Consider the following 13,060-nt stretch of genomic DNA (forward strand, 5'->3'; position numbering starts at 1 on the left):
ATGCATTTAACCACCGAAAATCTGGTTGTTGGATACGGCAAAGGGCCGATTGTTAACGGCGTTGATGTGACGATCCCTGAAGGAAAAATCTCGGCTTTACTGGGGCCAAATGGGTGTGGCAAATCCACGTTATTAAAAACATTATCACGAATTTTAAAACCACAACGTGGGCACGTTTTCTGGGAAGGGAAAGCGGTTGAACAGGTACCCTCCCGAGTTTTCGCTCGGCAACTCGCATTATTACCTCAGTCTCAGCAACCTCCAGAAGGGGTGAGTGTACGAGAAGTCGTCTCTTATGGACGTAGCCCATATACGGGGTTTTGGGGACAACTGTCGGTACACGATAAATGTATTATTGAACAAGCCATGCAAGCCACGGGGGTAGAAGCATTTGCTGAAACGCCCGTCATTGATTTATCGGGTGGGCAACGCCAGCGTGTATGGCTTGCGTTAACTTTGGCTCAGGATACGGACTTTATTTTGCTTGATGAACCGACCACGTATTTAGATATGAACCATCAAGTAGAACTCATGAAGCTGCTACGTATGCTCAATCAACAAGGTAAAACGATTGTGGCCGTACTGCACGATATTAATCAAGCGTGTCGTTACTGCGACCATTTGATAGTGATGCAAGCAGGTCGAGTGATCACTGAGGGGGCTCCCCAAGTTGTGATGACCCCGAAGTTATTAGCAGAGGTCTTTGAATTGGATGCTGAAATTCATCAAGATCCCATTGCTGGTACGCCGATGTGTATCGTCCGTTGATTTTATCCGCGTAAGCAGGTTTGAAAATAAGTGACTTCATGGTTAGCAAGGCGGTACACGGTGGCGGGTTTTCCGCCTTTTCCTTTGCATGAAGCAGCGATTTTATTGGCGCTGACAATTACACCCGTATTAATGAGCCGCCGTTTGACGGTCATACGATTCATTTCTACCCCAAATTTTGCGTAAGCCTCGATGATATCCGCCACCAGAAATTCTTTTTCCAGAGAAAATAAGACCACGGAGGTATATTCGACTGCAGCGCGCAGTTTTTTCCAAGCGTGCTGAATTTGAGCAACATGGTCAAAAGCCAGTTCCATTTCATTATTCAGTAACATCGTCAGGCTAAACCAATTAACACGATCCCGATCGATACCAAAATCCTCAATTTGCTCAACGTTAGAGGGATTAAGCAGCGCATAATGAGAGATGCTAACGCTCCAGCCATCGGGATCGCGCTTAGGGTTACCATCGACCAGTGGGTCGCTAATAAAGTTGGGGTAGGTATGAATTTTTTGTCGGCAAATACGTCGTCGAGCAGAATCGAAATCTTCATCGGCGGGTTCTCCACCGCTGGTTGTCATATCTTCGTCATACACAAGCCCTCCTGGTAAGGCCCATTGGCCACAATCTGGCCGGTGAGGGTTACTGCGTTTAACCAACAATGTTTGAATACCTGTCGGCGCGAGGCGCAGACAAACCATATCAATGGTGACAATCATGCTGAGATCCCTGAAAAACAGTGACCTCATTCTAGGCAAGAGGTCGGATTGGGTCAAATGTAAATAACGGTTTGTGACAAACGATGTTTATCATGCGCATACGAGCAAAGTAACCTCCATTGGGATTGGCTTTGTAATGTCACGAAGAACAATACACGTATAAACCTTATGGATAGAGAGTCTGTGTTAGTTTGTCACAATAGTTGACAAACTTGTAAGGCTAATTTATTGTGCTGGAAAAGTTAGCAACATAATGTTACTAACATGCAACTCTGTTAATCTTGAACGGAAGGATGGCATAATGAACGCTTGCCTGTTTTCTCCCCACCTTATCCGCAGCTTGTTGGATCTTGATGCTTATAAAATCAATATGATGCAGGCCATTCATTCCTTTTATCCTGACGTCCAAGTGCGCTATGAACTGATTGTACGTAGTGATGAAGATATCAGTGATCTTTTGGAAGACGTTCGTGAGGAGATCGCGCATTTGGCCTCTTTACGTTTTTCTGATGCAGATATTGCTTACCTAAAGAAAAGCTCACCTCATCTTAAAGCCTCTTTTTTACAGTCGTTGCGGTATTTTCACTTTCAACCTGAGCGACAGGTTGAGATGGGCACGATAAAACAAGATGGAAAGCACCAGTTGCGTATTGCGATTCAGGGAGCATGGCGAGATACCATTTTGTATGAAACCTTGGTGATGGCGATCGTCTCTGAAGTGCGTAGCCGCCGCCGATGGGCACAAGTGCCTGCCGAGCTCCCTTTGCAAGTACTGGCAGAAAAAGTTCAGGCTTTAAAAGTCGAGCTTAAAAAACGTGGCATAGAGAATTTTTCATTGACAGAAATGGGGACTCGCCGCCGTTTTTCCAGCCAAGTTCAGCGTGATGTGATTGCTTATCTTCAACAAGAAATACCTGAACAGTTACTCGGCACGAGTAATTACCATTTTGCCCGTGAGTTTAACCTTCCTCCTATCGGTACGATTGCACATGAATGGTTTATGGGGCATCAAGCTTTAGTTAATGTCGGCGATTCACAACGAGTCGCGTTAGAACAGTGGCTCCGAGCGTTTGATGGGCAACTTTCCATTGCCCCAACCGATACATTAACCATTGATGCCTTTATTCGTGATTTTAATGTGCACCTTGCCAAAGCGTACGATGGCGTTCGTCATGATTCTGGTTGCCCGTTCACTTGGGGCGATAAGATGCTCGCTCACTACAAAAAGTTAGGCATTGATCCTAAAAATAAGCTCTTTATTTTTTCGGATGGACTGAACTTTGAACAGGCACTATCACTGTGTGAATACTTTGCGGGGCGCGTTCGTATTTCATTTGGAATCGGAACTTTTCTAACCAATGATTTAGCGGGCTGGAAAAGTGAATCCGGTAATGCTTATCAACCCTTATCGATGGTGATTAAGTTAACCGAGTGCCATGGTCGTCCGGTAGCAAAAGTGAGTGATGAACCTGAAAAAGCCATGTGTGAAGACCCGATTTTCCTCGCGAACCTGAAACGGCGCTTCAATATTGAGGTCGATATGGATGCTTTACTGGTTGAATTACAGCAAAAAAAGCGTCAGCAGCGACAATACATCGCCGCCGCGTAATTAAATGACAAAAAACCACCATAACCCATGGTGGTTTTCTTTTTTGAGCATCGACTAAACAACACTTTACCCGAGTCCCGCCATTCGGCATGATGACAAGGGTCGATACGTGTAAAGAGATGAGTGGATAATGACCTATACCCCGATAAAAACCGCCGTCATTGGTTACGGCTATTCTGCTAAAACTTTCCATCTTCCGTTTATTCAAGCCTTACCTGAACTGGAACTGTGCGCAATAAGCTCTAGCCAGAGAGCTGCGGTCGAAACTGATTGGCCGCAGGCACAATGGTATGAAGAGGCTGAGGCCTTGTTGGATCACAGTCAGGCTGAGCTTGTTATTATTACCGCCCCTAATGATGTCCATTTTCCTTTGGCAAAGCGTGCATTAGAAAATGGTAAGCATGTGATCGTTGAAAAACCCTTTGTTACTCGAATGGAGGAAGGTAAAGCATTAATTAGCTTGGCGCAAGAAAAAGGGCTAGTGTTAAGTGTGTTCCATAATCGGCGTTGGGATGGCGATTTCCTTACTGTCAAAAAATTAATTGAAGAAGGAAGTTTAGGAGAGGTTCGCTTATTTGAATCACATTTTGATCGCTACCGACCAGAAATTCGTCAGCGCTGGCGTGAGCAGGCACAAGATGGTGGGGGGATTTTATTTGATCTCGCTCCCCATTTATTGGATCAAGCGCTTGTACTTTTTGGCCTGCCACAAGCCATCAATGCTCAGTGTAGAATGATGCGTCCGGGGGCGACAACGATTGATTATTATAATGTCATTTTGCACTACCCTAATCATTTAGTGCATCTGCATTCCAACTTATACAGCCCCGAACCTAATCTACGTTATAAGATTTTAGGAACGCTCGCCAAATACGAAAAGTGTGGACTTGACCCACAAGAAACACAGCTCAAACAAGGAGTAAAGCCTCTCGGTGATCGTTGGGTAAGTGAAGATCCAGCCCTTTATGGTCAGCGATATAGTGAGTCAGGAGCGCAGACAATTGTCACTGAGAGTGGCGGGTACCAGCACTACTTTAAAGGCATTGCGGATGCGATTCGGTTGGGAAGTAAAAACCCTGTTCCAGCCGAGCAAGCACTGCAAAATATTGCTTTGATTGAGCTGGCATTAGAAAGTAGTCAAACTGGGCAGACGCTGAACGTTTCACTCTGAATGGGTGAGTCTCGATAACCTATCGAAGAGAGTCAGGTGATTCGCATCAACGGTGATTCACCTGACTTATTTTCTGCAGCAGCATTAATGTGACGCTCTTTTCGGACAAACGACATGTTCAGCTTTAAGGTGATACATCTGAATATCAGGGTGACTAAAAAAACCGACTTCCCAAGGGTTTTTAGTGATAAATAGCTCCTGAATTTGCAAAAAGAGTGGGCTGTCTTTGGGAACACTATAAACATCACCACAAATAATACTGTAATTCCATTCAATTGCCTGCTCAAAGGTAAACGTTGCACGGCTATCAATTGCGAAATAACAGCGGTTATCACGACTCAGCACTTGCCCTTTAAAAGTGCTAGGAAAAGTAATAAAGAAAATGTCGTCCTCAACAGAAGAAAGGAATGCCATCACGGTTGTATGTGGTTGCTGTTCTGCAAAGGTGAGTAATACGCCAATTTTATTCTCATGTTCTTTATCATCAATATGAGGAGCATGGTGTAGCGGCGAAATGGGGAGCGCATTTGATGGGCGAAGATCAACCGGAAATTGGTAACCTTTCATCTGGTATTCTTTTATTACAGAAATACCGTAATATACTTGATATTCAATAGCCTCAATAATGACTTCATACTCAGAAACTCGACTGACTCTGCCCTTAAATGACAGCCGATTGACTTGTAATTCAGCATCATATTCAGAAACACCGGTCCGATTATCCAAATGCAGCGTTACCCATTGATCCTCACTGAGCGCATGCCCGTTCGGCAGCAACACTTTTAACTGAATATCAGAAATAATTTCAACGCCACAAATATAGACATCCATCACGGCGGTCATTTGTGGGTAAGTTCCCAGGACTGCCAGCACTCGATGACCAATAAGTTCACTTAATGGTTGATTATTCATAGGTTTCTACAGCCTTATCCGTAAGTCGATGCCTGATAGTATAACTCAAGCCAACAGCGCTGTAGATGGGTTTTGAGTAGAGAATAAAACCTGTGTACGAGTCAAAATCCTGGCGGCATGAAATTTGCTGAGGCCTGTACCATACTTATTTTGTGTATGAATTTTGTCGTTAAATTGAAAGGAGTATGTTTATGAAGCTATCCTATATCGCTCAAGGCGTCATTGCGGCTCAACTAACGTTTTCTCCTACTATTTATGCCGCGCAATCTGGGTTAATCACCTTTATGGGGACAGTTGCCGTTGCTACGTGTGAAAAAAAGATCACCGTTAATAATTCGTTGAGTGCAACCAATCAAGTCCAACTGAAAGCACTCGACTCCCAATTGCCAACAGAACCTGTGCGATTTTCCATGACCACGGCCAGTGTTGAAGGCGAAAAATGTCGAGCCGCAGAAGCCGCAGAAGTGTATTGGACTTCGCCTGTGATGAGTGCGCGGGGGCTAGAAAATTTCTCAGGGACAGCCTCTGGAGCATATTTAAGTTTGATTCCCCAATCTAACCCAGAGTATCGTCACGGTAAAAAAGCCTATTCTGTTGAAAATGGAATGGATTTTTCGGCCACTCTCCACCAAGGTGAAACCACGGGAAGTTTTAATACCATCGCAACCATTAGCGTGGTTTATTATTGATTGAGATGGGTCAGGTAATTGAATTAAAGACAATATTTATACTACTCGATGATAGTAAGCAGTAAGTGATAAGTAAGGGGGGAGATTCCCCCCCCTTATTCTGATCGGCTGGAATTAAACTACGCCTTGCTCAATCATTGCATCCGCTACTTTTCTAAAGCCCGCAATGTTTGCTCCAAGAACTAAGTTGTGAGGTTCACCGAATTCTGCCGCAGTATCGCGTGCATTGCGGTAGATGTTTTTCATGATCACTTTCAGTTTCTCATCCACTTCTGCAAAACTCCATGTTTGCATACTGGCATTTTGAGCCATTTCTAACTGGCTGGTTGCAACGCCTCCAGCATTGGCTGCTTTACCTGGCCCGTAGCAAATTTTTGCATTAAGAAAAACTTCAACCGCATCTTGAGTAGAAGGCATATTCGCACCTTCTGATACACCGATAATGCCATTGGCAATCAAAGCTTGCGCATCTTGTTCTGTCAGTTCATTTTGTGTTGCACATGGGAAAGCCAACTCAGCAGGAAAGCGCCATACTGCATGCCCATCTGCGGGGTAGTCACTGACCGGAATATAACGAGCATCAGGGTGATGCTGCAGATACTCTTCTAGGCGAACTTTACGTACTTCTTTTAGCTCTTTTAAAGTCGCTAAGTTAATACCCGTTTCATGGTAGAGGGTGCCGCTTGAATCTGAACAGGTGACAGGACGAGCCCCAAGCTCATAGAGTTTTTCAATGGTGTAAATAGCAACGTTACCGGCTCCTGAAACTAGACAGGTTTTTCCGGCTAACGACTGATTTTGATCTTCTAGCATGTATTGTGCGAAGTAAACACATCCATAACCTGTGGCTTCTTTACGGACCAGAGAACCACCCCACAGTAAGCTTTTCCCTGTAAATACACCGTCATAGTTGCCGGTTAAGCGTTTATATTGACCAAACATATAGCCAATTTCACGAGCTCCAACCCCGATGTCTCCAGCCGGAACGTCACTGGTTGGGCCGATATGGCGATACAGCTCATTAATGAAGGATTGGCAAAAACGCATGATTTCTCCATCCGATTTTCCCTTCGGATCGAAGTTTGCGCCGCCTTTTCCTCCCCCAATGGGAAGGCCCGTTAGAGCATTTTTAAAAATTTGTTCAAAGCCTAAGAACTTGATAATACTTGCATTAACACTTGGGTGGAAACGTAATCCGCCTTTGTATGGCCCCAAGGCGGAGTTAAATTCAATTCGATACCCTTTGTTGACTTGTACGTTCCCTTGATCGTCAACCCAAGGCACACGGAACATAATTTGTCGTTCAGGTTCGACCATACGTTCTATGATTGCGTGTTTCTTGTATTTCTCATTGGTTTCCAAGATAGGTTGTAGTGAATCTAATATCTCTTCTACCGCTTGATAAAACTCGGCTTGTGCTGGGCTCGTTTTTTGTAATTTGACTATGGTGTCATGAATATAAGTCACGATAATTTCCTTGTGAGATTAAATTGTTGATGTCCTTGTTAGGGAAAGAGATGCCCTTGTGGTCTCTCCCTCTTGTTATTGTGTTATTACGAGAATGAGTGGAGGTTAAGGCAGTAGGTAATGGAGATATTCTTGCACCCGAAACCCTTGTTTTATGACACAAGGCGGGGGCTGATGAGATATACGCTTTCCCTAGCTGCCGATAGACTCCTGTCTTCTTACTTGTTGGCACATATTGATGATTCATCATCTCATAGCGACTTGTATATGCTATTGAATAGAGAAAGAAAATGCATCAAAAATGTGTATAAATGTATTAAACGTCGAAAAAAATAATAAATATAAATGAAATCAAAGAAAGGTATTTTTTGCATGAATGTGTTGATGCGTTACTTTCTTAACTAGCAAGATGAGCGGTAAAACACTCACCTACCTTGATTAATATCAAGGTAGGTCGATTGATCTCGAATGCAAGCTGAAAAAATTTCACCTTCACTTATCCTTAATGTCGATATGTTCTAAATAGTGGGCAGAGCCTATTAAACTAATAGCTATAGTGTATTAGTGTTTGATTTATAAATGGTCTAGCCTAGTAGGTAGAATGCAAATGCTATCTTAAATACCCTTCTTGACTTGAAATGGTACTGGTTCGGTTTGTTCACTCTGCCAGAAAGTTTGTCGAGATGAACGCCTTGTGATTAACCTACCGTTTCTCATCGTTTGGGTACAGTGGATACATTTACTTGTGACATAACACGGTTGTCAATCGCAGTAATGCGTAGCAAGGAGAATGAAATGGAAAAGAATGGTATGAGTTCAGGCGGTAAATGTCCGGTCATGCATGGTGGTGTAACGTCTGCCGATATGTCCAATATGGACTGGTGGCCTAAAGCACTCAATCTGGACATTTTGCACCAACATGATTCAAAAACAAACCCAATGGGTCCAGGCTTTAACTACCGAGAAGAATTAAAACAACTGGATGTCGAGGCCTTAAAAAACGATCTTAAAGCGTTAATGACAACCAGCCAAGAATGGTGGCCAGCTGACTGGGGACACTATGGAGGGTTGATGATCCGCATGGCATGGCACTCTGCTGGGACATACCGTATTGCCGATGGTCGCGGGGGAGCAGGGACAGGGAATCAACGTTTTGCGCCGATTAACTCCTGGCCTGATAATGCCAACCTAGATAAAGCCCGTCGCTTGCTCTGGCCGATCAAGCAAAAGTATGGCAATAAAATTAGCTGGGCGGATTTGATCATCCTTGCGGGAAATATGGCGTATGAATCGATGGGGTTGAAAACCTTTGGCTTCGCCTTTGGTCGGGAAGATATTTGGCATCCAGAAAAAGATACTTATTGGGGATCTGAAAAAGAATGGCTTGCGCCAAGTGGGGCGAAAAATAGCCGCTACTCCGGCGTTCGTGATTTAGAAAATCCTCTCGCTGCCGTAATGATGGGGTTGATCTACGTGAACCCTGAAGGCGTGGATGGTAACCCGGATCCTCTCAAAACCGCCAGAGATATGCGTGTGACCTTTGAACGTATGGCGATGAATGATGAGGAAACGGTTGCGCTAACGGCGGGTGGCCACACAGTTGGTAAATGCCATGGTAATGGCGATGCGGCTAATTTAGGCCCAGATCCTGAAGGTGCGGAATTAGAAGAGCAAGGTCTAGGCTGGATGAATCACATAACACGTGGTGTTGGTCGTAATACGGTGACCAGTGGTATTGAAGGGGCGTGGACAACCAATCCAACACAGTGGGATAACGGTTTCTTCTACTTGTTATTTACTTATGATTGGGAATTGAAAAAAAGTCCGGCTGGCGCTTGGCAGTGGGAACCCATTGATATTAAAGAAGAAGATAAACCCGTTGATGTCGAAGATCCAAGCATTCGCTATAACCCGATTATGACTGATGCCGATATGGCATTAAAAATGGATCCAGAATACCGCAAAATTGCCGAGCGTTATTATCAAGACCCAGCATACTTCTCTGAAGTCTTTGCTCGTGCTTGGTTTAAATTAACTCACCGAGATATGGGACCCAAAGCACGCTATATTGGCCCTGATGTACCGAAAGAAGATCTGATCTGGCAAGATCCTATCCCTGCGGGGCGAACGAATTATGACGTTGAGGCGGTGAAAGCAAAAATTGCAGCAAGTGGCCTGACTATTAGTGAAATGGTGTCTACGGCATGGGACAGTGCTCGAACCTTCCGTGGATCGGATAAACGAGGAGGCGCGAATGGTGCACGTATTCGTTTAGCCCCACAGAAAGACTGGCTAGGTAATGAGCCTGAACGTTTAGCTAAAGTGCTGACTGTGCTTGAAAATATTGCGAATACGTTTGGTATAAGCGTGGCCGATACCATTGTACTTGCAGGAAATTTAGGGGTTGAAATGGCGGCCAAAGCGGCTGGCGTTGAGGTTAAGGTGCCGTTTGCCCCTGGGCGAGGGGATGCCACATTGGAACAGACGGATGTAGAGTCGTTTGATGTTCTTGAACCCCTATCTGATGGTTTCCGTAATTGGTTGAAGAAAGACTATGTTGTTAACCCTGAAGAACTGTTGTTGGATCGCGCTCAATTGATGCGTCTGACTGCACCTGAAATGACGGTATTGATGGGGGGAATGCGAGTCTTAGGTACGAACTATGGTGGAACATCCCATGGTGTCTTTACCGAAAATGTCGGTGTATTGAGCAACGACTTTTTCGTGAACTTAACGGATATGCATTACACTTGGAAGCCTAAAGGTCGTAACTTGTATGAAATCTGCGAACGTCAATCTGGCGCTGTGAAATGGACAGCGACACGAGTCGATTTAGTGTTCGGTTCGAACTCTATTCTTCGTTCATACGCGGAAGTATACGCACAAGATGATAACAAAGAGAAATTTGTTAAAGACTTTGTGACGGCTTGGTGCAAAGTGATGAATGCGGATCGCTTTGATCTGCAATAATTCAGAAGTCGATTGAATGATGATATAGCCCCCAATTGGGGGCTATTGTTTTTCTGGAAATACCGCGGCTGTTACTTTAGGCATCTGCCATCGATAGTTTATCTTTCATTGATGATGGTTTCCCAAAAATGGAGCCACGACGGTGTGTCATTGTAATAATGGTTGAGCGGCACAAACTGAAGTTTGCCATCAGTATACTCGATCATCATCGAAGGAAAGCCCGATAGCTGCCATTCTTCCATTAAAGTTCGCGTACGTTGAATCGTGCCCTCCAATGATGTGGCGACATGTTTCATTGCCAGAGACCAATCATCAGCGTTTATGCCTAACTCTTGTGCGAGTTGAGCTAATGTGGCTGATTCAGCCACCGTTTTTCCGTCTTGGTAGTGTGCTTCTTGAATCTTTTTCAGCATACTAAAACCCAAATTTTGACTGGTATCGGCAGCCAATATGGCTTGAGCGGTTATATAAGAATCTAGTATTAATGGTTCATGATGATGTAACCTTTCACGATACGCTTGTCCAAAGTATTGCCCTGTGATTTGAGCAATCCGTTCATCGGCTTTTAAAATATGTTGACGAAAAGGGTCTGCTATCGTTTGGCGAGTTAACATACCACCCGGATGTAACGATAAACGTAGTTCTGGCATCGCATTGAGCGATTCAATTAAAGGGCTGGCGCCATAGCACCAACCACACATCGGGTCAAAAATATAGTGTACCGTTTTCATGCTTGATTCTTCAGTTCTCTGTTTTGTGAGTGCTGAAGTCGAGTATAGAGCGTGCGTTTATACGGATATAGAGCAGAGAGTGGACATCATTGTCTCTTAAAATGAACGAATAAGAACAGATGTGATGTTTTAAGTATCCTACCGAAAACAAATGAGGATGCATGGGGTGATATAGATGGGCGATTAGACGTGTATAAAAAGTGAAGAGGGATAGTGTTTAAATAGGAGAAAAATCTCAGGTTGGGTAGATTCCCGTCATGATCGATAAGAAGATATCAATCACGACGGGATAATCAATTAGCAACCGCCTTGTTGCTGCGCCTGTTCTACCATGGCTTGGCGCTGAGTTTCCTTGTCAGATGTCCATTCATTCATTTGTTGTCCATCTTGTTCTAACGCTTTAGGAACAAAAACAAAATACTTATTGAAGGTCATTGTTAATTCTCTCAGTTGTGAAATTAAAGCAAAAAATAGAGGATGTTAACTGAGTTAACATCCTCCTTGATGCTTATTTTTTAGGCGTAGAGACTAGGATGAGTCTCAAGATATTTATAACGCTTTTTTATACGTCATATGTTGTGGAAGCGGTGTCACCGCCAGTGCCTGTCCAGTTCGTATGGTAAAACTCGCCGCGAGGGCGGTCAATACGTTCATAAGTGTGAGCACCAAAATAATCACGTTGTGCTTGCAGTAAATTTGCAGGTAGGCGAGCTGTTGTATAGCCGTCTAAGAACGTCAGCGCAGAAGTGGTACAGGGCATTGGAATACCGACTTCGAGCGATTTCGCTGCAACTTTACGCCATGCCGCAAGGCAGTTATCCAAAATACCTTTGAAATAAACATCAGAGCCTAAGAAGGCAATGTCTGGGTTTGTGGCAAATGCGTCACGGATGTTACCCAAGAAAGCTGAACGAATGATACAACCGCCGCGCCACATCAGCGCGACGTTACCATAGTTTAGATCCCAACCATTTTCATTAGAGGCTTCACGCATCAGCATAAAACCTTGTGCGTAAGAGATGATTTTTGATGCCAATAGCGCTTGGCGTAAGGCGTCAACCCATGCTTTTTTATCGCCTTCAACAGGAGCAATGGTTTTCGCAAACAATTGTTCAGCCGCAACGCGTTGATCTTTAAGTGCAGAGAGACAACGAGAGAACACTGATTCCGTGATCAAGGTCAGAGGAATACCCATGTCCAGCGCATTGATGCCCGTCCATTTACCGGTTCCTTTTTGGCCCGCGGTATCGAGAATTTTCTCAACTAATGCTTCGCCATCTTCATCTTTATAGCCGAGAATATCAGCGGTAATTTCAACAAGATAACTATCAAGTTCGGTCTTGTTCCAGTCAGCAAATACTGCTTGCATTTCATCGGCTGACATACCTAGGCCATCTTTCATAAATTGATAGGCTTCGGTGATAAGTTGCATATCACCGTATTCAATACCGTTGTGAACCATTTTGACAAAGTGACCTGCACCATCATTACCAACCCAGTCACAACAAGGTTCACCAGAGTCGGTTTTGGCCGAAATGGCTTGGAAAATTGGTTTTACTGCGGGCCAAGCTTCAACAGCGCCACCTGGCATAATTGAAGGCCCGAAACGTGCGCCTTCTTCACCACCAGAGACACCAGTACCAATAAAGTGAATCCCTTTCTCACGTAACGCAGCAACTCGGCGGTTAGTGTCTGGGTAGTTGGTATTGCCACCATCGATAATGATGTCGCCTTTATCGAGCAAAGGTACTAACTGTTCGATAAAGGTGTCGACCACTTCACCGGCACGCACCATCAACATCACTTTGCGTGGGGTGGCCAGTTTGTCGACTAATTCTTGTAGTGAGTAGGCTCCGACAATATTGGTCCCTTTTGCTGGGCCTTGAAGGAATTCATCTACTTTTGCTGCCGTACGGTTGTGTGCGACAACTTTAAAGCCGTGATCATTCATATTGAGAATGAGGTTTTGGCCCATAACCGCGAGGCCGATAACACCGATATCACCTTTCATTTCTTACTCTCCT

At 44.4% G+C, this 13,060-nt stretch carries 11 protein-coding genes; 5 read left to right on the forward strand and 6 right to left on the reverse strand.

Going from position 1 to position 13,060, the window contains the following annotated elements:
- A complete protein-coding gene (fecE, locus tag EXA13_RS04580) occupies positions 1 to 768 on the forward strand; it encodes a Fe(3+) dicitrate ABC transporter ATP-binding protein FecE (protein ID WP_238132107.1) in 768 nt (255 codons plus the stop codon).
- Positions 769 to 770: 2 nt separating this feature from the next.
- Here the strand turns inward: fecE and EXA13_RS04585 are convergent, their stop codons facing one another.
- Positions 771 to 1,487 (reverse strand): NUDIX hydrolase, encoded by a 717-nt coding sequence (locus EXA13_RS04585; protein WP_238132108.1) that lies wholly within the window; start codon positions 1,485 to 1,487, stop codon positions 771 to 773.
- Positions 1,488 to 1,788: 301 nt separating this feature from the next.
- Here EXA13_RS04585 and pncB point away from each other — a divergent pair, with 301 nt between their 5' ends.
- Both pncB and EXA13_RS04595 read left to right on the forward strand, forming a co-directional pair.
- A complete protein-coding gene (gene pncB / locus EXA13_RS04590; RefSeq protein WP_238132109.1) occupies positions 1,789 to 3,096 on the forward strand; it encodes a nicotinate phosphoribosyltransferase in 1,308 nt (435 codons plus the stop codon).
- A 130-nt stretch (positions 3,097 to 3,226) separates the two neighbouring features.
- On the forward strand, positions 3,227 to 4,267 hold the full coding sequence (locus tag EXA13_RS04595) for an oxidoreductase (RefSeq protein WP_238116286.1): 1,041 nt from the start codon (positions 3,227 to 3,229) through the stop codon (positions 4,265 to 4,267).
- A gap of 84 nt (positions 4,268 to 4,351) precedes the next feature.
- Here EXA13_RS04595 and EXA13_RS04600 read toward each other — a convergent pair whose 3' ends face one another.
- Positions 4,352 to 5,179 carry a hypothetical protein gene (locus EXA13_RS04600; RefSeq protein WP_238096689.1) on the reverse strand — a complete coding sequence of 276 codons (828 nt, stop codon included), beginning with the start codon at positions 5,177 to 5,179 and terminating at the stop codon, positions 4,352 to 4,354.
- 191 nt (positions 5,180 to 5,370) lie between these two features.
- On the opposite strand from EXA13_RS04600, the gene EXA13_RS04605 reads away from it, so the two are divergent.
- Positions 5,371 to 5,868 carry a hypothetical protein gene (locus EXA13_RS04605; protein WP_238132110.1) on the forward strand — a complete coding sequence of 166 codons (498 nt, stop codon included), beginning with the start codon at positions 5,371 to 5,373 and terminating at the stop codon, positions 5,866 to 5,868.
- 114 nt (positions 5,869 to 5,982) lie between these two features.
- Here EXA13_RS04605 and gdhA read toward each other — a convergent pair whose 3' ends face one another.
- Positions 5,983 to 7,335, reverse strand: coding sequence for an NADP-specific glutamate dehydrogenase (gdhA, locus tag EXA13_RS04610; protein ID WP_238132111.1), 1,353 nt, complete (start codon positions 7,333 to 7,335; stop codon positions 5,983 to 5,985).
- Between the two features lie 795 nt (positions 7,336 to 8,130).
- On the opposite strand from gdhA, the gene katG reads away from it, so the two are divergent.
- Complete coding sequence (gene katG / locus EXA13_RS04615; protein WP_238132112.1) at positions 8,131 to 10,305, forward strand: catalase/peroxidase HPI; 2,175 nt, start codon at positions 8,131 to 8,133, stop codon at positions 10,303 to 10,305.
- 98 nt (positions 10,306 to 10,403) lie between these two features.
- Here katG and EXA13_RS04620 read toward each other — a convergent pair whose 3' ends face one another.
- From EXA13_RS04620 to gnd, 3 genes are all read right to left on the reverse strand, one after another.
- Positions 10,404 to 11,036 carry a DsbA family protein gene (locus EXA13_RS04620; RefSeq protein ID WP_238132113.1) on the reverse strand — a complete coding sequence of 211 codons (633 nt, stop codon included), beginning with the start codon at positions 11,034 to 11,036 and terminating at the stop codon, positions 10,404 to 10,406.
- Between the two features lie 297 nt (positions 11,037 to 11,333).
- Positions 11,334 to 11,471 carry a hypothetical protein gene (locus EXA13_RS04625; protein ID WP_167514861.1) on the reverse strand — a complete coding sequence of 46 codons (138 nt, stop codon included), beginning with the start codon at positions 11,469 to 11,471 and terminating at the stop codon, positions 11,334 to 11,336.
- Positions 11,472 to 11,598: 127 nt separating this feature from the next.
- Positions 11,599 to 13,047: a decarboxylating NADP(+)-dependent phosphogluconate dehydrogenase gene (gnd, locus tag EXA13_RS04630; RefSeq protein WP_238132114.1), complete on the reverse strand. Its 1,449-nt coding sequence runs from the start codon at positions 13,045 to 13,047 to the stop codon at positions 11,599 to 11,601.
- Positions 13,048 to 13,060: the final 13 nt, after the last annotated feature.

Origin of the sequence: Vibrio cincinnatiensis, assembly GCF_022113815.1 — a bacterium.
Classification (GTDB): Bacteria; Pseudomonadota; Gammaproteobacteria; order Enterobacterales; family Vibrionaceae; genus Vibrio; species Vibrio cincinnatiensis_A.